The following is a 21868-nucleotide window of genomic DNA, read 5'->3' as shown; positions in this document are numbered from 1 at the left end:
TCGGCGTCATGAGGTGACGTTTAAAATAATCTGTCTTAATTAACGTATTCTTCTAGTTGCTTTATACGCTCGGCATATTCTTGCATTGGGCAATATGAATACATCGGTGAGCCAATGTATGAGCCTGCATTATTACATTCCTGATCTACATACGCTTTCCAAAGTCGCTGAGATTTTAGAATATCTTGGTAACGCTCTGGCTGTTTGTATTCTTCGCTTTGTGTGCGAATTTGATCAATCAGAGCAACTATTTTTTCCTCATAAGTCTTTTTAGCTTGTTCAGAACAACTATGCACAACCATGTTGTTAATACTTTCAAGCTGCATTTCCTTAATGGTCCGCTCTACACATTGGTTGTATTCATCTTGCTCATCAGCATCGGTCTGTGCATAAAGCCATGTACTACAAAAAAGGCTGGATAAAACAAGGAGTTTGCAGCAAAATTTCAGCATAATTTTTCTCGATTCTATAATTTTTAATATGCTTCAATATAGCAAAAAAACGATTATTCGCGCACTTGCGCTAGCTCCCATCCCTTTGTTGAGTATATCCGCCTTAGGAATAATTATATTAAATGCAGAATTTAGCCTTTATTCGGTTGCAGCTATTTTTCTAGCCCATTTCTTATTTTATTTACTTTCTTATGGCCTTCTGGTTATTCCTTTCGCATATATCACTTCATATTTTCTCGCGCGTAAAAATCGTTTAAATCTGATGAGTATTTTTATCTGCGCAACTGTCATCTGGATTTTGATTAGCCCTATTGTACGCTTGATTTTTGTCGGTTCATTCCCTTCTCCTTGGTGGCATATTTATAAGATATACAGTTTTTACCTTATGATTTTATTTACTAGCTTTTGCTACTGGCTGAGCTTGAAATGGTTGAGGCGAAAACAAATAGGCTAATCACACATTCCTATGATTAAGCCTTTGCCACTCCCCCACAAAATCCTTATACTTAGTGGCAATTTTTCTCATAAATTCGTGGATGCTACATGAGTCGCGCCATCTCGCACATTGATACATTTCAGGGCTTAATTCTTGCCCTACAAAACTATTGGGCCGAACAAGGCTGCGTCGTACTACAACCTTACGACATGGAAATGGGCGCTGGAACATTCCACACCGCAACATTCTTACGTGCTTTAGGGCCTGAGACTTGGAACGCGGCATACGTTCAACCTTCACGTCGTCCAAAAGATGGCCGCTATGGTGAAAACCCGAACCGTTTGCAACATTACTATCAGTTCCAAGTGGTACTTAAGCCAAATCCAGACAACATCCAACAGCTTTATCTCGATTCTTTAAAAGCAATCGGGATCGATACGCTTACTCACGACATCCGCTTCGTAGAAGACAACTGGGAATCTCCGACGCTAGGTGCTTGGGGCTTAGGTTGGGAAGTTTGGCTTAACGGTATGGAAGTGACTCAGTTCACTTACTTCCAACAAGTCGGTGGTGTTGAATGTTACCCAGTAACAGGTGAAATCACTTACGGTTTAGAACGTCTTGCAATGTACCTTCAAGGTGTTGACTCGGTTTATGACCTTGTTTGGACGAAAGGCCAATTTGGTACTGTGACTTACGGTGACGTATTCCATCAAAATGAAGTTGAGCAATCAACTTACAACTTTGAATACGCTCCAGTTGAAAAACTATTTGAACTGTTTGATTTTTACGAATCAGAAGCAAACCGTTTAATTGAAGCAAAACTTTCTCTTCCTGCGTATGAGCAAGTTGTTAAAGCGTCTCATACCTTTAACTTGCTAGATGCACGTGGCGCAATTTCTGTGACTGAGCGTCAACGTTACATTTTACGTGTACGTACTTTAGCGCGTGCAATTGCACAAAGTTATGTACAAGCACGCGCAGAGCTTGGCTTCCCAATGGCAGAACCACACTTACGTGATGAAGTATTGGCACAGCTAAAAGCACAAGCTGAAAGTGAAGCAGCAAAGGCGGAGAAAAACTAATGAGCAAGCATACTGTTTTATTCGAACTTGGCTGTGAAGAGCTTCCACCAAAAAGCTTAAAAACGTTACGTGATGCTTTACAGGCAGAAACGGTAAAAGGCTTAAAAGATGCGGGCTTAAACTTCGCATCAATTGAAGCTTATGCTGCTCCACGTCGTTTAGCGCTTAAAATTGTTGATATCGATGCTGCTCAAGCAGACACACAAAAACGTTTTGATGGTCCTGCTGTTCAAGCGGCTTATGATGCAGAAGGCAAACCGACTAAAGCGCTCGAAGGCTTTATGCGTGGTCAAGGCATTACTGTTGATCAGCTTTCTACTTTCCAAGCAGGTAAAGTTGAAAAAGTTTGCTATCTAAAAGATGTGAAAGGTCAAAGCCTTGACGCTTTACTTCCACAGATTTTACAAACTGCATTAGACAATTTACCAATTGCGAAACGTATGCGTTCTGCTGCAAGCCGTACCGAATTCGTACGTCCAGTGAAATGGGTTCTCTTACTCAAAGACGACCAAATTGTTGACGCAACTATTCAAGATCACAAAGCTGGTAATGTGACTTATGGTCACCGTTTCCATGCACCTGAGGCTGTGACTTTAGCGCATGCAAATGACTACTTAGCCGCTTTAGAAAAAGCTTACGTCGTTGCTAACTTTGAAAAGCGTCAAGCGACTATTCAAGAACAAGTGAAAAAGTTAGCTGATGAAGTGAATGCAACTGCGATTGTTCCAGCTGACTTACTTGATGAAGTAACAAGTCTGGTTGAATGGCCTGTGGCGTTACGTGCAACTTTTGAAGAGCGCTACTTAGCTGTTCCTCAAGAAGCTCTTATTACGACGATGCAAGACAACCAGAAGTATTTCTGTTTGATCAATGCGGAAGGTAAATTACAGCCTTACTTCATTACTGTTTCAAACATTGAGTCTAAAGATCCAACTCAAATTATTGAAGGTAACGAAAAAGTCGTTCGTCCTCGTTTGTCTGATGCTGAGTTCTTCTTCTTACAAGATCAAAAGCAACCACTTGCATCTCGTAAAGAAAAATTGGCAAACATGGTATTCCAAGCACAGCTTGGTACGCTTTGGGATAAATCAACACGTATTGCAAAACTTGCTGTTGCATTATCTTCAATCACTGGTGCAAACCCAGCCGATGCTGAAAAAGCTGCATTACTTGCTAAATGCGACTTAACCTCTGAGCTTGTTGGTGAATTCCCAGAACTTCAAGGTATTGCTGGTACTTACTACGCACGTATTGAAGGTGAAAACACTGAAGTTTCAGAAGCTTTAGGTGAGCAATATTTACCAAAATTTGCGGGTGATGTTTTACCTAAAACCAAAACTGGTACAACGATTGCCCTTGCTGACCGTTTAGATACACTTGTTGGTATTTTCGGTATTGGACAAGCGCCTACAGGTTCTAAAGACCCATTTGCGCTTCGTCGTTCAGCAATTGGTATCTTACGTCTAATCATTGAAAATGAGCTAGACGTAACAATTGAAGAATTAGTTAATCTTGCACTTCAAGGTTATGGCGATATCGTTAAAGACCACGATAAAACTCGTGCTGATGCTGTTGCATTCTTGGAAGGCCGTTACCGTGCTAAGTACGAAGACCAAGGTGTTGCTGTTGACGTACTTCAAGCCGTTCAAGCTCTTGCACCAAAATCTCCACTTGATTTTGACAAGCGTGTAAATGCAGTAAATCACTTCCGTACATTACCTGAAGCTGCTGCACTTGCTGCTGCGAACAAACGTGTTGCTAACATTCTTGCCAAAGAAGCAACTCCTGAAGGTTCTGTAGTTGAAGCAAACTTGGTTGAAGATGCTGAAAAAGCATTATTTGCTGAACTTCAAGCAGTGACACCTGTAGTTGAACCATTACTTGCAGCAAAAGACTACACTGCTGCTCTTTCTAAGCTTGCAGCACTTCGCGCGCCGATTGATGCATTCTTTGATGGTGTAATGGTAATGGCGGATGATGCTGACCTAAAAGCAAACCGTTTACGTTTATTGGCTCAGTTACGTAACTTGTTTACTGCTGTAGCTGATGTGAGTGTGTTGCAGGGTTAAGATTATATAGAAATTAATTTTCGTATAATTAAAGCTTATTAAAACCATGTTTTCATTCTAGTTGGAAACATGGTTTTTTTATTGAAGAATTTCATTCGATATAATTATAAATGATTATTTTGCAGCCAATTAATAAATAAGAATTATTTACTTCCTTCACATTTCATCCATAGTTCAATAAACTAAAACAAATAATTACCAAACTTCACAAAGTACCAATGCAATGAAAAATTTAAATTTATTACTTATATCAACATTATTATTTACTGGATGTGCAACGACTAAATCGATTCAATATCCAGTTGCGGGTAAACAAACCTCTCTTTCTGTTTCTTCAGAACAATTATCGTCAATGACTGAATCAGGTGCAGGTGATTACTTTGTAAAAGACAGCCAAATATTAGTTGGTGATTCAAGCAATGCTTCGGCCAGCCCAGTTTCTGGAATGTTCGGTCTTATCGGAGTAGGTGTTGCAATGGCAATTGATAAAAATGCAAATAGTTCAGCCATTGAAAAAAGCTCTCTTAATCAACCTATTAAATTTGACCAGTTAATACATCAAAAAATTAACGATTCTTTCGCCCAAAATAAAGCAGATCCAACACTTAAACTACTTGATTTAAATCAGGCATCTGAAGTTAAAATTGTGCCTTATTCACGTCTTTCTTTCCGTGAAAAGCCAGTTGTAAAAGTGAATTTTGGTTTAAAGACCCAATTTAAAAATGCGGCAGACAATAATGCAGATACAAAACGCTTATATCACTATGTAAGTAAGGAACGTATTTCTTTATCTGAATGGGAAGCCCAAAATAATTTATTATTTATGAAAAAAGCAGATCAAGCATTTAGCGCTCTTAGCCAAGTATTCACTTTAGATTTACAACATCAATTAAATTTAAAAGCATTTGATGAGAACAAGCAAAAGAGCTGTAAAACTAATGCAGATACATCCTTAGTTTCTTTTATTCAAACCCCTGACAATTTATGTGTTGGCGTAGTTAAAACAAGCAAAGGCGAGGTATTTCAAAATAGTATTTATATCGTTGAACAATAATAAAAACTACTAATTAACATCAAATAAAAGAGAGAACTACTTAAGCTTAAGTAGTTCTCTAATGTAGTTAAATAAACGCTTTAATTTCTTCTAAACTTTTCGATGGCTCAAACCACATAAAATCATAATCGGCCACATCATGAATATAAAACGGGTCATTTTTCATGATTTCTTCAGCTTCTTGAATCGAAGAGCTTAGAACTAAAATTACCCCACCTACTCTATTTTCTCGACGTCCAGATGCCAGAAATTTCTTTTGCTCATAGTAATGGTCTAAAAATGCAATATGCTCTTTGAGTACAGCATCAACTTCGGCTAATGGTTTTTTATAGGTTAGGGTAACAACAATCATCTCATTCTCTTAAAATAAGCAGCACATGACAGAACATCGATCTACAGATAGTTTAATGATCTATAGCTTATTCGATAGTACGCCTATTCCCCCAATTCATCCACACCAAACTCCCCACAATAATTACTCCACCTAGCAGCACCATCATGGATGGTTTTTCATTTAAGAAAAGCACTGCCAAACTCATTGCGACAATAGGCGAGCAATATAAAAAATTCGATGCAATCGTTAACGGCATATTTTTAAGTACATAGCCCCAAAGCACATAAGCCATCGCACTTGGGAAAAGACCCAGCAAGACAATCGACATATTGGCTTGCCAAGTAGCATGTAAAATTTCACTAGGTAAATGAGCACTATAAAATAGTAAAGGAATAGTCCCGAACCAAATGATGTAGCACATCATGCTTAAAGCATCATAATTTAAAGCAAATTTCTTATATAAATTAAAGTAGAGACCCCATGCAATTGCAGCTAAAACAATCAATAAACTATAAGGACTCGGTACACCAAAACCATGATCTCCACTGACCACCAATACGGCACCGCAAAGTCCTAGCAAAATACACAACCACTGCTTAAAACTGATTTTTTCTTTAAAAAGCAAAGCTGAAATAATAAAGGTAAATAACGGAATAGATTGACTTAAAATGCTGGAAGCAACTGCAGTCACATATTGTTGGCCTGTATTTATTAGCAAATGATGCAGCGTCACAGAGAAAAAACCTAATACAGCAAGCGCAGGAGCATCTTTCCACTTTAAAGGCTGAATGCCTTTTTTCATGACCAAAAGCAGTAAAAAAAACGATGCAATCAAAAAGCGGAGCAAGGCAATGTGCTGCGGTGTATATGAATGCAAAGCACTATGTACACCAATAGGTGAATAGCCCCAACAAAAAACGGTCACAGCAATACATAAATAGAGCTTAAATGCTGGAGGCTGAGTTACGGCAGCAAGAGAAATTGCCATGTTAAATCTGCACTAACGAATTGGAACTCTTTCATCATATGCGCATGGATAGTTGAATAAAATTAACTTATATTAAGTTAAATATTCATTAAAAGTGAATGATAAAACATGGATATCGCTCAGTTAAAAATGTTCCAAACCGTGGTTGAATGCGGAACAATGGCTAAAGCATCAATGCAACTGCATTGCGTACCATCCAACATCACAACACGGATTAAACAACTCGAAGAAGAACTGGGTGCACCGCTGTTTTACCGAGAAGGGAAAAGTTTAAAACTCACCCCATCTGGAGAAATCTTCCTCAATTATTGCCATAAAATTTTAGCGCTATGTGATGAGGCAAAACGTAGTATTCACCCTGATGCCCCACCTTCTGGCCCATTAAAAATTGGAGCAATTGAATCTTCTGCCACAACTCGCCTACCTAATTTGCTGGCGAAATACCATCAACGTTTTCCAGAAGTTTCCATTCAAATTATTACTGGCACGTGGAAACAGTTATTACTCGATATTTCTCAGCATAAACTTGATGGTGCGATTGTCGCGGGTAATATTGATTTTCCAATGCTTAATAAACTCAGCATTTACCAAGAAGACATGGTCTTAATCGCATCTCACTCTTTGGGAGAGATTCATTGCCAAGAAGACCTGATTGGTAAAGAAATTTTTATGTGGACTGAAGGCTGTCCTTACCGTGCAGCCCTCGAAGAATGGCTTAAACTGAAAAATATCTCTCTTCCCATTACTAGCATTACCAGCTATGCCACGATTATTGGCTGTGTGAGTGCAGGCTCAGGGGTGGCCTTAGTACCTAAGAGTATTTATGAGCAATATAAGAATTTAGCCCATATTCAAAGTTATAAGTTTGAATATCTTTCCTTTATGCAAAATCACTTTTTCTGGCACAAAAATGTGAGTAACCATAAAGCTCGAGATATGTTTATAGAATTAATTAAGTCTGAATTTTGTTTGTGAGTCCTTGGTCTCATTGTTTTACTGCTATTAAATGATGATTTATCGTAATCAAATCGTATGGGTTTTATCTCATTGCAGTACAAGCTTTATTTTTAACAGTAAGATCACCACTTCATCTTTTGATTCTGGTTGGGGAGATTGATCCATATGAAAACCTTACAAGTGTTATGCGTTGCAAGTTCTATATTGGCTTCATCAACCTTATTTGCAGAAACAACACAGCCACAACAAGTTGTTGAAACGACACCCAAAACACAACCTTATGGTGACAATCCTAGCTTAGGGCGCGTACTATTGTATAAAACAGGCAAAGGCATACAAAATTTAGGAAACTCTATTCAAGGTGCTTCTGAAAAAACATCGAATAAAATTAGTGAGAAATGGCAAGACACCAAAGAATTTACTGCTGAAAAAGCAGAAGTCGTTCAACAAAAAGCAGATACAGCCAAAGTATTTACTGAACAGAAAATAGAGCAAGCCAAACAAAATATGACCAGTAGCCGAAATGGTGAAAATATTCCGATCGAGCAAGGTGAATTAAGTAAGTCGAGCACAACAGCTAACTAATTTTTTGGATAGCGCGATAACTTCGCGCGCTTATAAACACAGATATTCATCTAGAAATAATGTCATTAACTATAAGAAAGCTAGGAATCTGCCCTATGAATAGTCAAAAACTCCTCTTTTCAACATTATGCTGTTTAGCATTAACTGCATGTGCGACCTCTGCACCTCCTTCTTCTTCCTCTTATTCTCAAGCGCAAGTTTTAGAACAAGATACGAATATTGAGGCTTATCCATCCACCACAGGTAATGTAGCCAAACTCATTAAACAAGATAAACAAGCTTGTATGATTGAATTTACAGGATACTTAGGAGGTGGACATGTGACTGAACACTGGGTATTTAATGATAAAGGACTAATTTCAGCTACATCTTTCACCCAACAATACCCTGATGAGTCAGGCATATTAAATCAAGCAACAAACTCTACAACCAAAAGCTCAACCACTTTTAACATTCAAGATCCAGAAATTCAGAATAATTTTAAAAAGCTTCAAAACAACTTTAATCCCGCGAATTTAGAAAAGTGTCATTAATACTTTTTCATAAAAAGCCCGTTGCAGAAGTTACCTTTTGCAACGGGTTATAGCTATTTTAAAAATTTCTTGGACCTTATTTTAAAAATTATAAATAAGCTATTAATTAATGGTTAAACCATTTGTTGCTGCCAGTAAATCAATACGAGGGAAAACTAAGCCTGTTCTTGAATCAGTAACTGGCTTACCTGTCGTTTTTAAACGGCTAATGGTTTGATCAATAGTTTCTGCTGGACTCACACTATTCGCTCGTAATAAAGCAAACGTACCTGCCACATGTGGTGCCGCTTGAGATGTACCGCCCATGGTATAGCCCCCTGCGGTAATCAATGCACCTGGGGCTAATAAAGTCACCAGCTTACCTCCATTACTAAAGCATGTTACCTTGTCGGCTGCTGTAGTTGTATCCGTACAATTACTCCATGATAAACCACCTAGGTTACTGTCATAGACAGCACCCACTCTTACTGCGCCAGCAACACAAGCAGGAGATGAAATTCCATCTGAAAATGCATCATTACCTGAAGCTACCACCGGGACCACGCCTGCAGCTCTCGCATTAGAAAATGCGGTTGCATAACTGCTATTACTACACTCTGAAGTGTATTTAACGCCCGGTACGCCCAGGCTTAAATTCACCGCTTTGATGTTATAAGTTTGGGCATTATTTACAGCCCAGTTAATCCCCGCAAGAATATCACTATCATAGGCAGTACTAACCCATTTACCTTGGGATCTGACCTTTCTAAAAACATCAATGCCTATAATTTTAGTCTTAGATGCAACTTTAGAGACAATCCCTGAAACATTACTACCATGACCATCATCATCTAAAGTGCTGTCATCTGGTGCACTATCAAATGAATAAGCAACCCGACATGTGTTTGATGGTGTATTTACTGCCGTACACCCAAAGTCAGAGTGAAGATAATTTACGCCTGTATCAATCACTGCCACACTAGAGCCCTCACCCGTAAAACCATTGGTGTTTGCTTGTGGTTGATTAATTAAAGGTAAACTTTCATTGGTTGTAGTACGGTTAATACGATTTGGATAAACCGCTTTAACATTCGGATCATTTAATAAAGAGACTAAAGCTTCGCGATTACTAATCCGATAAAAAGCTAAAGGCAGATTATTATAGTCTCGAAGCACTTGGATGCCGCCAGCCCGGTTAAATCTTGCCTGTATATTCTTTTTATTCGTTGCAATATAACTTCGCCGTTCTAAACCGGAAGGCACACTCACCGAAGGAATATTATATTCAACAATTAAATCATTAGATTCATTGGTGACCAAGGCATCTAAATCGATTTTACCCTGAAGCACTTTTTGTTTTGCTGCCTGATTTAACTGCTGTTTGGCTCCCTTAGAATCCAAAGGAAGAGCGAAAGCTGTTGTACTTAATATTGTAGATAGACCTAATAGTAATAACGTTTTACTTTGCATTATTTTTCTCCGCAGTTCTCTGGTAAAGAACATTTGAACGTCTAGTATTTCTTGGATAAAGAAGACTAGATTATTTAAAGTGTTTTAATTTCATTAGCAGGATCTTTTTCTGGAGCAATCGGTTGAATAGAAAGATCACTTTTTGTGTCATAAAAAGGAACAGTATCTGCAGATACTGGTTTAGGTTGTGTTGAATTTAAAGGTACGTTTTTAAGTTGAGTAGGCTCCTTAAGTTTAGAATGTAAAGATGAAGTGTCTGATTGTGATGAATTCGGCTTGTGTAAAGCAGAATTGAACACATCAGATGCACCGCTTGATGGCTTAAAATAGAGAACAACGGCGACTAAGCCGAGTAATACGACAAGGGAAGCAATAATTTTCATCATTTAAGATCTCTGTTTTTTTGTTTATAGACATCTATTTTTATTTTTGATTATTCGAAATAAAGTGCTATTTCTTTAGATACATTTCATGTGAAATTTCTATTTCATAAAATATAAACATTAGAAAAGCTAAAGTACCTTTTCCCGAATAAGCAAAAATATAGTTCTGCCCTGTGCATTTATATTTCTGGCAGAATATGGTTCAAAAAAGTGCTAAAAACGCTTTATTCACATAATAAGCAATAACTATGCCGTTTCCACTAACAAATAATGAGACTCAAATCATAATTAGAGATATAGGTACAGGATAATAAAGAAGAGTAATTTTCAGAAAAGTTAAAATTTGCTGTTAAAAAGAGAAAAGACAAAATTAGACCAGTTTAATTAGCATAACTAACAAATAAACATTCTTTTTCACTTTATTATTAATTTTTATTAATCTTCACAATTTATCCCTAGTCTGTTTACTAAGCGTAACACTGTTGTAACATTTTGATGAAGTGAGTTCCCAAGCCTATATCACCTTGGCTATGATTCGTTTGCGTTTATGAAATACCTCACTAAAAAGGTATATTCTTTGAAGGATATCGCAATGAAAATGATGAAAACAGCTATCGTTACTGCAAGTGTTCTTGCTTCTGCCTCTATTTTTGCACAAAGTGCAGGCGTTAATGCAGGTGCTTCTGCTCAAGTAAATGTACAACCGGGTGGTCTTGTTAGTGGCGTAGCCAATACAGTCAAAAATACTGCACACACTGTAGGTAGCACAGCTAAGCATGCTGGTCATGTAGCTGCTGACACTACGGTTAAAGCAACTAAAAAAACAACAGGAAAAGTGACTGAACTTTCTTCTAAAGCTGCAAATGGCACTAAGCATTTTGCTAGCGAAGCTGCGACAGGTACTAAAAATGTAGCAACTAAAGCTGCAACTGGTACTAAACATTTTGCTACCGAAGCAGTAACAGGAACTAAAAATGTAGCGACTAAAGCTGTAAACGGTACTAAAAATCTAGCAGTTGAAGCAAAAGCTGATACAAAAGCAAGTGTTGATGCTGTAAAAGCTAAAGTTGCAGAAAAACAAGCTGACCAAAAAGAATTTACTGCTGAAAAACAAGCTAATGCTCAAGCGCATGTAGATGCAGTAAAAACTCGTGTAGCTCAAAACCAAGCTGAGCAAAAAGAATTTGTAGCTGACACTAAAGCTGATGCTCAAGCAAAGTTAAATGCAGCTCAACCAGCACATGCAATTAACGCTCAAACTGGTGTAAATGTGGGTGTTAACGTTGGCCCTGTTGGTGTTAACACCAACGCAAATGTAAATGCTGGTGCTCAAGCGTCTACACAAAAAGCTGAAAAGAAATCTTGGGTTAAAGGTCTTTTCGGTACTAACTAATAAATCACATAAATAAAAAAGGGCAATTCATTGCCCTTTTTTATTTCTCAAAAATCAAGCATTCAACTCATTTCAGTTAAAACTAAACCCGCACGCAAACCAATTTTCACATTTGGATTTGGAAATAAAATCCAGACCTGATCTTGCTCAACCACATAATTACCAGAAGGTTGAGTCGCAATGATTTCGCCTTTAGTAAAAGTCGAAAAATTTGGAGCCTCAGCCGATAAATTCATCTGAAAATCTTCATCTTTTTTAATTAAAGAATCAGATACTTTAAAGACCCGAATTTTTGTTTTATTACGTGGTGGCAAAGCTTGATCAGAAACCACATGTCGAATAACTTCATCAATTGCTGCAAACTGGCTCAGGTCATTTTGTCCAAATGGTAAGGCTTTGCCTAACTCTAAAGTTGCACTCGCAGCCTTAAAATTTTCACTCGTAAAATGTGTAAACGTTTTACCTACCGCATTGTGATAAACCAAAGCATCTAAATCAGCTGCTTCCAGACTTGCTTTTAAATCTGCATCATAGCCATGCGTTTGATATGGAAATAAAGCGAAAGTAGGCAATAAAGAGGCACGAATTGCGGTGTGCAAATCATAGTGATAACGTTTTGCCTGACTCGAACTTTCCTGAAAGAAAGTGGCAACTGTCTGCTCTAAAACTTCAGCGCGCTTAGATTCTTCAGTCACAGGCAGATTTTTATACCCACCACAGAACATGCGGTTTACATCGTCATGCACATAGCGTTTGCCTTGACGCATTGCATAAGGGTTACCCAATACAAGCAGCAACCTCACAGCAAGCTTTAAACGTCCTGCGAATAAATCTGTGCAAAGATGAGATAATAATTCAATTGGTGCTGTTTCATTACCATGTACTCCAGCTGACAGTACGACGGCTTTGTCGTACTGTGTGTTTGGCGTACATTCAAGAAGTCCCTCACCCAGCCAACGCCAAGAAAAATTATCTTGTTTTCCTTCGCGGGTTGTAGGCTGCTCACCTTGTAAGGTTAATGCTAGAAAATCTTGCATGTCACCTCCTCATTATTTTTGGAAAGGATAAACCGAACCCAAACCTAAAATTTTGGTTAGCTCGTCAAGTGCCATACGGCTTTCCATTAACAAATGCGGATCAGCCAAATCTTCTTGTGCTAAACGATCACGATAATGTTTATCTACCCATTGATTGAGCGTGCTAAACAATTGATCATTCATTAGTACTTTTGGATTTACAGCGTTTAACTCAGTTTCGTTTAAAGCTACACGTAAACGTAAGCAAGCCGGACCACCACCATTACGCATACTTTCACGTAAGTCATATACCTGAATAGCATCAATTGGTGTGCCCATCTGAATCATGTCATTCAAATAGCCCCACACTGCTGCATTTTGACGAGACTCTTCTGGTACAACAATGGTCATTCCCCCATCTGGACGAGTCAAAATTTGGCTATTAAATAAATAGGTTGCTACGGCATCATCAACGGTAACACGGTTTTCAGGGACTTCAATTGAAATAAAGTCTTCACCGATGCTTGCCATTTTTTGACGAATTTCAGCAAAAGCCTGATCTTGATTTAAAAAGGCATGTTGATGATGGAATAAAACCTGTTGGTTACTTACTGCGATCACATCGTTATGGAAAACGCCCTGATCAATCACATCAGGATTTTGCTGAACAAAAACGGTATATGCATCATCTAAACGGTGCAAACGTGCAATTGCTTCACTCGCCTCGCGCGTCTGACGAGCCGGATAACGTTTTGGTCCCGGTAGGCCATTATTTAAATGTTGTTGACCATAAACAAACACCTGAACACCGCGCTTAGCATAATCACCACCTAAACGATTGTGATTTGCTGCACCTTCATCACCAAACAAAGCCACTTGTGGCAATGCTTCATGGTGTACAAAGTGGCGTTCATTTTTAAAGATGGCTTGTAAAACTTGGCTTGTAGTTTCAGCTTCAATTGAACGATGAAACTTATTGTTCAGGTTCGCTGCTGTAAAATGCACGCGCTCATCTTGACTATCTGCCGAAGGTGAAACAGTAGCTGCATTGGCAGTCCACATTGGAGAAGCAGAACTTAAAGATGATAATAGTTCAGGTGAATGACGCATTGCTTGAGCAATAACACTAATGTCATCTCCCGTAAAACCTAAACGACGTAACATTGGAACATGTGGACGCTCATGCGGAACAAGTACACCTTGTTTCATTCCCATGTCAGCCAAAGCTTTCATCTTTAGCAAACCTTGTTTAGCTGCTAATTTGGGGTTCGAGGTATTATTACGGTTTTTCGTCGATGCTTCATTACCAAAAGACAAACCCGCGTAGTGATGCGTTGGCCCCACTAAACCATCGAAATTTACTTCATATCCTTTCATTTTTTCTTTCCTTAGTGTTTAAGGCAACACAATCCCTGGAGATAATTTTTCTGGTAAGGTTAAGCTGTCACTTTCAAGTGATGCCATCGGCCAAGCACAATAGTCAGCAGCGTAAAAAGCACTCGCGCGGTGATTACCAGATGCTCCGACACCACCAAATGGTGCAGCACTTGAAGCACCAGTTAATGGCTTATTCCAATTCACAATACCTGCACGCGCTTCAATGAGTAAGTCATCAAACAGTTCACGCTTTGGAGAAACCAAACCAACCGACAAACCAAAACGAGTTGCATTAGCAATTTTTAATGCTTCTTCAAAGTTGTCATAACGCTGAATTGTGGTAAGCGGACCAAAATATTCTTCATCCGGAATATCTTTCACGCCTGTGACATCAACAATACCCGGGGTAAGTAATGAGCTCTCTTGTTGTGGACGCGTCATTGCTAGTAAACTTTTTGCACCAAGCTCAAGTAACTTTTGTTGAGCATTCATCATGTTTGTTGCAGCAACTGACGAGATTACCCCACCCATAAATGGTTGTTGCTCATCGTTCCAACGACCAACTTTTAGGTTTTTAGCAACTTCAACAAAACGTTGAATAAATGCATCACCTTCAGCACCATTTTTTACCAAGATGCGACGCGCACATGTACAACGCTGACCTGCCGAAACAAAAGCAGATTGAATCGCAAGATTCACTACAGCATCGACATCAACAATTTCATCAATAATCAATGCATTATTGCCGCCCATTTCAAGCGCAAGAATTTTTTCAGGTGCACCCGCCATTTGTTTGTGTAGGTGATAACCTGTGTTCGCACTTCCGGTAAACAATAAACCATCAATTTCATGTGAGGCAGCCAAGGCTTCACCTGTGGTGCGTCCACCTTGCACCAAATTCATCACACCATTTGGCAGACCAGCTTGTTGCCAAAGTTTTACAGTTTCTTCAGCACTCCAAGGCGTTAATTCACTTGGTTTAAAAACAACTGTATTGCCAGCAAGCAATGCAGGAACAATATGCCCATTTGGTAGATGGCCCGGGAAGTTATATGGACCGAAAACTGCAAGTACACCATGCGGACGATGACGTAAAGATGCTACACCATCGGCCATTTCAGTTGAGCTTTCGCCTGTACGCTGGTGGTAAGCACGAATTGAAATCGCAACTTTACCAATCATTGATTGAACTTCAGTTAATGTTTCCCAAAATGGCTTACTGGTTTCTTGGCTAATGACTTCTGCTAAATGCTTTTTATTTTCTTCAAGCAAAGCCGCGAATTTTTCAACAATCGCCACACGCTCTGTAAGTGGTAAACGCGCCCAAGGTGGAAATGCAGTACGCGCTGCCTGACAAGCTTGCTCTACATCAGCAGCAGTAGCCTCGGCACCTGACCATACAGTTTGGTTATCAACTGGATTTGTTTTTTCAAATGTTGCACCGCTGCCTTGTAACCAGACACCGTTTATAAATAAAGAGTTTGACATCAGGATACTTCCATTGGATTTAGTGATAGCACACGAACAACGTGACCTTCTTGTATACCGAGTTTGTCAGCTTGTTCATGTGTTAAATTTATTGTGTTATCAACAAGATCAAGCTTTAACAACATTGCCTTGTAGTCATGATAATTATCATTGGCAACGAGATATTGGGTCTTACCGACCGCAGCTTCACTTGTAATTTTGACGTTTAGTAACTGACTTTCTTTTACTGCTCTCAATTCATCAATATTGGCTTCAATGGTTGGACCCGCATCAAAAATATCGACATATCCTTGATAGCGTAAGCCTTCCGACTCAAGCACATGATAAGCAGGCAAAGTTTGTGGATGCATTTTTCCAATCACCTCTTGCGCGTCTTTTGGCAAGAGATCTACATAGACTGGAAAACGAGGCATAAGCTCTGCAATAAATACTTTTTGCCCAATTCCACTCAAATAGTCTGCTGTTGAGAAATCCATATTAAAGAAATGGTGACCAATCGCGTCCCAAAATGGAGAACATCCATTTTCATCTGAGAAACCGCGCATTTCAGCAATTAATTTTTTCTCAAAATATTGTTTAAAGGCAGCGATAAACATAAAACGGATTTTCGATAAGAATTTACCGTTTTGGTTTTCACGACGCTCTGGATCTAAAAATAATGTACAGAGTTCGCTACTACCTGTTCTGTCATTACTTAAAAATAAAGTAGGGAGTGACTTATAAACATTTAATGCTTTTGAAGCGTGTACCTGAGTACCAACATGAAAGTTGTACCAAGGTTCAATGAGCCCTACAGCAACTTCAATTGCACTTAACCCAATAACACGTTGAGCTTCTGTATCTTCAAGAACAAACAGATAGCCTTGTTCACTTTTATGGACATTGCCATTTAAAGTATTGCGAGTACGTGAAATTCGAGCCGAAAGTGTATCCATATTTTGTGGCAAGGAAGTCAGGCCTACACCCGACTTACCTGCTAATTTATAAATATCTTCAAGGTCTCGAAACTCGGCATGACGGACGATCATCATGGCTAGCTTTCCTTTTTTTTATTTAGCCAACTTTGCCAATGCGCGTTTTAAACGAGCAATTCCTTCATCAATATCTTGTTCAGGAATAATCAGAGACGGTGTAAAACGAACTACATTCGGGCCTGCAATTAAAGCAAGTAAACCTTCTTCACCTGCCCAAGTCGTAATATCTTTCGCTTTCCCTGCATATTCAGCTTTTAATTCACAACCAATCAGTAAGCCTTGACCACGAATTTCTTGAAAAATCGGGTATTCAGCATTTAATTTATTTAATGCGTCAAGGAAATATTGATGGCGGTGCCTTACACCTTCAAGTACTTCCGGCGTATTAATAAATTCAAATACTGCACCCGCAACCGCACTTGCTAGCGGGTTACCACCATAAGTCGTACCATGTGTGCCTACAGAAAAATGCGGAGCAAACTTATCTGTTGTTAGCATTGCACCAACTGGGAAACCGCCACCTAGCGCTTTTGCAGTGGTTAATACATCCGGAATAACACCAGAGTTCATGTAGGCATAAAGTGCACCTGTACGGCCTACACCCGTTTGTACTTCATCAAAAATCAGTAAAGCACCGAACTGATCACACAGTGCACGCAAACCTTTTAAAAATTCGATATCAGCAGGAATAACGCCGCCTTCACCTTGGATCGGTTCAACAATCACGGCACAAGTTTGCTCATTAATGACCGCTTTTGCAGCTTCTAAATCGTTAAAGGCAACGTGGTTAATTCCGTTTGGAAGTGGTGCAAAGTCTTGTGAATATTTAGGTTGACCACCCGCTGAAACGGTAAATAAGGTACGGCCGTGGAAAGCATTATTAAATGCCACAATGCCACTTTTGCCAGCAACACCGCTATCTAAACCAACTTTACGAGCCAGTTTTAATGCAGCTTCGTTCGCTTCAGCACCTGAGTTACAGAAGAAAACCTTGTCTGCAAATGTATTTTCGGTGAGTTGTTTTGCAAGGCGTAGAACAGGTTCATTGGTATAACCGTTACCTACATGCCAAAGTTTTGTTGCTTGTTCTGTTAAAGCATTCACTGCCACTGGATGCGCATGACCTAATGCGTTTACTGCAATCCCGCCTGCAAAATCAATATATTCTTTATTTTCTTGATCCCAAATACGTGAACCTTCGCCACGTACCGGAATGAAATTTGCCGGTGCAAAAACTGGAACCATCCAGTCGTTAAAGTTGCTTCGAGTTACAGAAATTGGCTGTTCCATGCTTACCTCAGTATTTATTTAATATATTCGATAACACTTAAATTTGAATAATTTAGAAAAAGGGAGTGAGCAAATAAACCCTATAACATCCTTTATTTGCTCAAACCACTTTTTCTAAAGTAATTTCCGCAGATTAGCCTGGGAAAATACCGCGCTCTTTACGAGCTTTTAAGATACGCTCACATGCCAAGATGTAAGCTGCTGTACGTAAAGTACAAGCGTTGCTGTTTGCTGTATTCCAAACGTCCTCCATAGCTTGAACCATCAATTTGTCTAAACGCTCATTGATTTCTTCTTCAGTCCAGAAGTAGCTCGCCATGTCTTGAACCCATTCGAAGTAACTTACAGTTACACCGCCGGCATTACATACCACGTCAGGAACGACAACAATGCCACGCTCAACTAAAACGTCTTCAGCTTTCGGATAAGTCGGGCCGTTTGCGCCTTCTAAAATCAACTTAGCTTTAAGTTTTTGAGCACGTTCAACAGTGATTTGGCCTTCCAATGCAGCAGGAACAATAATGTCAACTTCAGCTGTCCAGAAATCTTCATCAGCAATTGATTGAGCACCAGCAAAGCCACCAACACCTTGGTTTGCATTTACGTGATCACGTAATGCTTCAAGATCAATACCATCAGCATTGAAAATTGTGCCAGTGTGGTCTTGAACATGTGTAACTTTCGCTTTTGATTCAACAAATAAGAAAGCCGCTTCACTACCTACGTTACCAAAACCTTGAATAGCGATTTTCGCACCTTCAATTGGTAAATTGATTTTTGCAGCTACTTCACGACCTGTAACGAACACACCACGACCAGTCGCTTTTACACGACCTAAAGAACCACCTAAGTGAACTGGTTTACCAGTTACAACACCTGTTACTGTATAACCTTGGCTTGTAGAATAAGTATCCATCATCCAACCCATGATATTGGCATTCGTACCAACGTCTGGAGCAGGAATATCTTTTTGAGGCCCAATAATGTGACCAATTTCAGTCGTATAACGACGAGTCAAACGCTCTAATTCACGATTAGATAATTTACGTGGATCAACACGAATACCACCTTTCGCACCGCCAAATGGCAAGTTCAAAACAGCAGTTTTAATTGTCATCCATGCAGACAACGCCATCACTTCATTCAAATCAACATTTGGATGGTAACGAACACCACCTTTACCAGGACCACGAGACAAGTTGTGTTGTACACGGTAGCCTTCAAAATGTTGGATAGTACCGTCGTCCATTACGATTGGCACGTCTACAATAAGTGCACGTTTTGGACGTTTTAAAGTGTCGATAAACTCAGCTAAGTGGTCTAAGTACGGAGCAACACGGTCAATTTGTGCCAAGTAAGTTTGCCATGCATCGCTGTGTTCGTTTACGTATGAAAGATCTGACATCTTTTTTCCTATATACCTTCATAGACTCAGATTTGATAAATCCGTAGTCTTTATTATTCAGCAACCAAAACCTTGCAATAACAAAGTCTTAGTTTATTTACTAAACCTTCTGCTCTTCTAAAGCATTTGGTTTTTTAAATTCCATTTGTTGATACTAAAAGTATGATCTACTTTTATATATCGATATCTTTTACAAGCTTTCTTTCATTTAACTTACTGTTTATAAAGCTATCTTTATAAAAGCAAAGTTTAACCACAACCCACTTAATCCAGTCGGCTGAAATATAAATACAAAAGAAATGGCATAACCGTTTGGGAGTTAAAAAGAACGATGATTTATCAAAAAATCAGTGTCCATAAAAATTATTTTGACTAATCGATAGATCCCTCCATTAGTCTTTTTAAAAATAAACATTGTTCAATAATGCTACAGATTAATTATCTCTACAGATACCAACTAAAATTGAGGTGGCACATAGCGATAAAATCTTCCAATAAATATAGCATATAGCACACTCATTTAGAACATTTTAAAATAAATAAGCAGAGAAAAAATAATCAAATCGCACTGTTTCTTATAATAAAAAAACAACAAATATTAAAAAAACCTTAACTTTAATAAAAAAATTTTATAGAAAACATAAAATCATAATTTAAAAAAATACACCAAATTAAAATTATAAATAACAATAACTTAAAAATTATTCACCATTATTAAATTGTCAAAAATTTATACCTCCTCTACATTAAATCTATAATAAGTCCATTTCTAATTCATATTTCATAAAATCCAAAAAACCGCTTTATCAAATAACCAAGCTAAACATAGACTTAATCAAATATTAATAATAAATAAATATTAATAAGAATCCGATAAATGGTAATTTTATAAAACAATATTTGTTTTCATGATTAAAAATAAAACTTCATTTTTAAAAAAAATACAGAAACTCTCTCTTTTGTAGTTCCTGTAAGGCACAAAAAAGGCCCCTTTCGGGACCTTTAAAAACACATTTTTTCAACTAAAAAAGCTTAGTCTTGCACTAGATCTTTTTTTCGATAAAAAATGAAATAGCTTGCATAGCAAAGAAGAATAAAAATAATGCAACTAATAAAACCAACGTGCATGGATGGATCAAACACCATACTGATACAGGTAATGATACAGAATAGCCCACCCACAATTGGAGTAAGAGGAAAAAGAGGTGCTGCGAAACGTAAATCTTTTGCTGTTTTGCCTGACTTATACCATTGTCTACGGAAGTTAAATTGTGAAACACAAATCGCAATCCAAACCACAACCATTGTAAAAGCTGCAACACCCAACAAATTCTTAAAAATTGTTTCTGGTGCAAATTGTTCTGAAAGCAAGCCAGGGATTGCCCCAAACATAGTTACAGTAATTGCAACAATAGGTGTTCCCGAAGGAGTTAATTTAGAAAATATTTTTGGTAATTGATTTTTTGCAGAAAGTGACCACATCATGCGTGAGGCAGCAAACAAACCAGAATTTGCAGCAGAAAGTAAAGCGGTAATAATTACAAAGCGAATAATGTCTTCTGCGTAGGGAATACCAATATAATTAAATACAGTCACAAAAGGGCTATTACTTACCTCATTCGCACTAAGTCCTGCGAGTTGGTACGGTAGTAATGAACTAATCACCACAATTGTACCCACAAAGAAAATTAGTAGACGCCAAATAGCTGCGTTGATTGCCTTAGGAACTGTCTGTGCTGGATTCTCAGCTTCCCCAGCCGCCACTCCAATTAATTCTGTACCGGAAAAAGCAAAGTTAACAATAAGCATGGTGGCAAAAATTGGGAAGAGACCATTTGGAAACCAACCGTGAGCAGTTAAGTTACTGAATAATGGCGCTGTCTCATGTCCTTGGTAAGGAATGAAACCGAATATCGCCAATAAACCCAAACCAATAAAACAGATAATAGTGACAACTTTGACGAGGGCCAACCAGAATTCAGATTCGGCAAATAATCGAGTTGAACTGATATTAAGAAAAAAGACTAAGGCGCCAAAAAAAAGAGTCCAAGCCCATACCGAGGTAGATGGAAACCACTCCTGTACCAATAAAGCCGCAGCGGTAAACTCAGTTCCTAAAGTTGCAGTCCAAGTTAACCAATAGAGCCAAGTAATCATATAGCCCGTACCTGGACCGATATAACGACGAGCGTACTCCCCAAAAGAACCCGATTCCGGCACATGGACCGCCAGTTCACCAAGACACAACATCACGGTATAGGCAATTAAACCGCCCAAAAAATAAGAAATAATTGCGCCAATTGGGCCTGCTTGGGAAATTACATCACCAGACCCTAAAAAAAGACCTGTACCTATGGCACCGCCAAGGGAGATCATCACCAAATGTCGAGTACTCATTGCTCGTTTCAAAGGTGCAGAACTTCCATGTTGCGATGCATCATTATTCCGATAATTTAATGATTGCATATAAAAAACTGTAACGACAATTTAGTAAAAAATCATTTTAGGAGAAAAAAATAAATATGCAATTATCTTTGAATAGTGAACTTATTTTAACCAAAACCTCCACGTTAAAATAAAATATATATTAAAAACATCTA

Annotated in this window: 20 protein-coding genes; 8 read left to right on the top strand and 12 right to left on the bottom strand. The window is 38.5% G+C overall.

All coding sequences use genetic code 11. From position 1 onward, the window contains the following. Positions 1-35 precede the first annotated feature (35 nt). The gene (locus HLV59_RS01905) at positions 36-452 is read right to left on the bottom strand and encodes a lysozyme inhibitor LprI family protein (RefSeq protein WP_171429231.1); all 417 of its coding nucleotides are present in this window, start codon (positions 450-452) and stop codon (positions 36-38) included. 28 nt (positions 453-480) lie between these two features. On the opposite strand from HLV59_RS01905, the gene HLV59_RS01900 reads away from it, so the two are divergent. The 4 genes from HLV59_RS01900 (at position 481) to HLV59_RS01885 (ending at position 5096) form a co-directional block, all read left to right on the top strand. After that, positions 481-906: a hypothetical protein gene (locus HLV59_RS01900; protein ID WP_171429230.1), complete on the top strand. Its 426-nt coding sequence runs from the start codon at positions 481-483 to the stop codon at positions 904-906. 89 nt (positions 907-995) lie between these two features. Further along, positions 996-1973, top strand: coding sequence for a glycine--tRNA ligase subunit alpha (glyQ, locus tag HLV59_RS01895; protein ID WP_002044989.1), 978 nt, complete (start codon positions 996-998; stop codon positions 1971-1973). Beyond that, positions 1973-4042 carry a glycine--tRNA ligase subunit beta gene (gene glyS, locus HLV59_RS01890; protein ID WP_171429229.1) on the top strand — a complete coding sequence of 690 codons (2070 nt, stop codon included), beginning with the start codon at positions 1973-1975 and terminating at the stop codon, positions 4040-4042. Before glyQ ends, glyS begins: the two co-directional genes overlap by 1 nt. Positions 4043-4265: 223 nt before the next feature. Continuing rightward, positions 4266-5096: a hypothetical protein gene (locus HLV59_RS01885; protein ID WP_163119947.1), complete on the top strand. Its 831-nt coding sequence runs from the start codon at positions 4266-4268 to the stop codon at positions 5094-5096. A gap of 67 nt (positions 5097-5163) precedes the next feature. Here the strand turns inward: HLV59_RS01885 and HLV59_RS01880 are convergent, their stop codons facing one another. Both HLV59_RS01880 and HLV59_RS01875 read right to left on the bottom strand, forming a co-directional pair. Beyond that, positions 5164-5448, bottom strand: a complete 285-nt coding sequence (locus HLV59_RS01880) for a YciI family protein (protein ID WP_163119948.1) — start codon at positions 5446-5448, stop codon at positions 5164-5166. Between the two features lie 67 nt (positions 5449-5515). Next, positions 5516-6418: a DMT family transporter gene (locus HLV59_RS01875; protein WP_171429228.1), complete on the bottom strand. Its 903-nt coding sequence runs from the start codon at positions 6416-6418 to the stop codon at positions 5516-5518. 108 nt (positions 6419-6526) lie between these two features. On the opposite strand from HLV59_RS01875, the gene HLV59_RS01870 reads away from it, so the two are divergent. The 3 genes from HLV59_RS01870 to HLV59_RS01860 all read left to right on the top strand — a co-directional run bounded on the left by HLV59_RS01870 (position 6527) and on the right by HLV59_RS01860 (position 8493). Continuing rightward, the gene (locus tag HLV59_RS01870) at positions 6527-7393 is read left to right on the top strand and encodes a LysR family transcriptional regulator (protein WP_171429227.1); all 867 of its coding nucleotides are present in this window, start codon (positions 6527-6529) and stop codon (positions 7391-7393) included. A gap of 147 nt (positions 7394-7540) precedes the next feature. Beyond that, a complete protein-coding gene (locus HLV59_RS01865; RefSeq protein WP_057106044.1) occupies positions 7541-7960 on the top strand; it encodes a hypothetical protein in 420 nt (139 codons plus the stop codon). A 95-nt stretch (positions 7961-8055) separates the two neighbouring features. Continuing rightward, entirely contained in the window at positions 8056-8493 is a 438-nt protein-coding gene (locus tag HLV59_RS01860) for a hypothetical protein (protein ID WP_016143603.1), read from the top strand. A 102-nt stretch (positions 8494-8595) separates the two neighbouring features. Here the strand turns inward: HLV59_RS01860 and HLV59_RS01855 are convergent, their stop codons facing one another. Next, positions 8596-9942 (bottom strand): S8 family peptidase, encoded by a 1347-nt coding sequence (locus HLV59_RS01855; protein ID WP_171429226.1) that lies wholly within the window; start codon positions 9940-9942, stop codon positions 8596-8598. A gap of 74 nt (positions 9943-10016) precedes the next feature. Next, entirely contained in the window at positions 10017-10325 is a 309-nt protein-coding gene (locus HLV59_RS01850) for a hypothetical protein (protein WP_171430565.1), read from the bottom strand. Between the two features lie 592 nt (positions 10326-10917). Between HLV59_RS01850 and HLV59_RS01845 the strand changes: the two genes are divergently transcribed. Continuing rightward, entirely contained in the window at positions 10918-11718 is an 801-nt protein-coding gene (locus HLV59_RS01845) for a hypothetical protein (RefSeq protein WP_062850189.1), read from the top strand. 62 nt (positions 11719-11780) lie between these two features. Here the strand turns inward: HLV59_RS01845 and astE are convergent, their stop codons facing one another. The 7 genes from astE to HLV59_RS01810 all read right to left on the bottom strand — a co-directional run bounded on the left by astE (position 11781) and on the right by HLV59_RS01810 (position 21734). Next, positions 11781-12755 carry a succinylglutamate desuccinylase gene (gene astE, locus HLV59_RS01840; RefSeq protein ID WP_171429225.1) on the bottom strand — a complete coding sequence of 325 codons (975 nt, stop codon included), beginning with the start codon at positions 12753-12755 and terminating at the stop codon, positions 11781-11783. A gap of 12 nt (positions 12756-12767) precedes the next feature. Continuing rightward, positions 12768-14111, bottom strand: coding sequence for an N-succinylarginine dihydrolase (astB, locus tag HLV59_RS01835; RefSeq protein WP_171429224.1), 1344 nt, complete (start codon positions 14109-14111; stop codon positions 12768-12770). 18 nt (positions 14112-14129) lie between these two features. Next, positions 14130-15599, bottom strand: a complete 1470-nt coding sequence (gene astD / locus HLV59_RS01830; RefSeq protein ID WP_171429223.1) for a succinylglutamate-semialdehyde dehydrogenase — start codon at positions 15597-15599, stop codon at positions 14130-14132. Beyond that, positions 15599-16630, bottom strand: coding sequence for an arginine N-succinyltransferase (gene astA, locus HLV59_RS01825; RefSeq protein ID WP_061876017.1), 1032 nt, complete (start codon positions 16628-16630; stop codon positions 15599-15601). The genes astD and astA overlap by 1 nt, the downstream gene beginning before the upstream one ends. An 18-nt stretch (positions 16631-16648) precedes the next feature. Beyond that, entirely contained in the window at positions 16649-17863 is a 1215-nt protein-coding gene (locus HLV59_RS01820) for an aspartate aminotransferase family protein (protein ID WP_171429222.1), read from the bottom strand. A gap of 133 nt (positions 17864-17996) precedes the next feature. Next, a complete protein-coding gene (locus HLV59_RS01815; RefSeq protein ID WP_171429221.1) occupies positions 17997-19268 on the bottom strand; it encodes a Glu/Leu/Phe/Val family dehydrogenase in 1272 nt (423 codons plus the stop codon). Positions 19269-20300: 1032 nt separating this feature from the next. Continuing rightward, a complete protein-coding gene (locus HLV59_RS01810) occupies positions 20301-21734 on the bottom strand; it encodes an amino acid permease (protein ID WP_171429220.1) in 1434 nt (477 codons plus the stop codon). Between the last annotated feature and the right edge of the window lie 134 nt (positions 21735-21868).

It is taken from the genome of Acinetobacter lactucae, assembly GCF_013122135.1.
Lineage (GTDB): Bacteria > Pseudomonadota > Gammaproteobacteria > Pseudomonadales > Moraxellaceae > Acinetobacter > Acinetobacter lactucae.
The sequence above is the reverse complement of the archived record's forward strand: the minus strand, read 5'-3'. Positions and strand labels throughout refer to the sequence as shown.

Bases quoted from the DNA above. Each gene is read 5' to 3' on its own strand.
- HLV59_RS01905 (WP_171429231.1), bottom strand. From the start codon at position 452: ATGCTGAAATTTTGCTGCAAACTCCTTGTTTTATCCAGCCTTTTTTGT.
- HLV59_RS01900 (WP_171429230.1), top strand. From the start codon at position 481: ATGCTTCAATATAGCAAAAAAACGATTATTCGCGCACTTGCGCTAGCT.
- glyQ (WP_002044989.1), top strand. From the start codon at position 996: ATGAGTCGCGCCATCTCGCACATTGATACATTTCAGGGCTTAATTCTT.
- glyS (WP_171429229.1), top strand. From the start codon at position 1,973: ATGAGCAAGCATACTGTTTTATTCGAACTTGGCTGTGAAGAGCTTCCA.
- HLV59_RS01885 (WP_163119947.1), top strand. From the start codon at position 4,266: ATGAAAAATTTAAATTTATTACTTATATCAACATTATTATTTACTGGA.
- HLV59_RS01880 (WP_163119948.1), bottom strand. From the start codon at position 5,448: ATGATTGTTGTTACCCTAACCTATAAAAAACCATTAGCCGAAGTTGAT.
- HLV59_RS01875 (WP_171429228.1), bottom strand. From the start codon at position 6,418: ATGGCAATTTCTCTTGCTGCCGTAACTCAGCCTCCAGCATTTAAGCTC.
- HLV59_RS01870 (WP_171429227.1), top strand. From the start codon at position 6,527: ATGGATATCGCTCAGTTAAAAATGTTCCAAACCGTGGTTGAATGCGGA.
- HLV59_RS01865 (WP_057106044.1), top strand. From the start codon at position 7,541: ATGAAAACCTTACAAGTGTTATGCGTTGCAAGTTCTATATTGGCTTCA.
- HLV59_RS01860 (WP_016143603.1), top strand. From the start codon at position 8,056: ATGAATAGTCAAAAACTCCTCTTTTCAACATTATGCTGTTTAGCATTA.
- HLV59_RS01855 (WP_171429226.1), bottom strand. From the start codon at position 9,942: ATGCAAAGTAAAACGTTATTACTATTAGGTCTATCTACAATATTAAGT.
- HLV59_RS01850 (WP_171430565.1), bottom strand. From the start codon at position 10,325: ATGAAAATTATTGCTTCCCTTGTCGTATTACTCGGCTTAGTCGCCGTT.
- HLV59_RS01845 (WP_062850189.1), top strand. From the start codon at position 10,918: ATGAAAATGATGAAAACAGCTATCGTTACTGCAAGTGTTCTTGCTTCT.
- astE (WP_171429225.1), bottom strand. From the start codon at position 12,755: ATGCAAGATTTTCTAGCATTAACCTTACAAGGTGAGCAGCCTACAACC.
- astB (WP_171429224.1), bottom strand. From the start codon at position 14,111: ATGAAAGGATATGAAGTAAATTTCGATGGTTTAGTGGGGCCAACGCAT.
- astD (WP_171429223.1), bottom strand. From the start codon at position 15,599: ATGTCAAACTCTTTATTTATAAACGGTGTCTGGTTACAAGGCAGCGGT.
- astA (WP_061876017.1), bottom strand. From the start codon at position 16,630: ATGATGATCGTCCGTCATGCCGAGTTTCGAGACCTTGAAGATATTTAT.
- HLV59_RS01820 (WP_171429222.1), bottom strand. From the start codon at position 17,863: ATGGAACAGCCAATTTCTGTAACTCGAAGCAACTTTAACGACTGGATG.
- HLV59_RS01815 (WP_171429221.1), bottom strand. From the start codon at position 19,268: ATGTCAGATCTTTCATACGTAAACGAACACAGCGATGCATGGCAAACT.
- HLV59_RS01810 (WP_171429220.1), bottom strand. From the start codon at position 21,734: ATGCAATCATTAAATTATCGGAATAATGATGCATCGCAACATGGAAGT.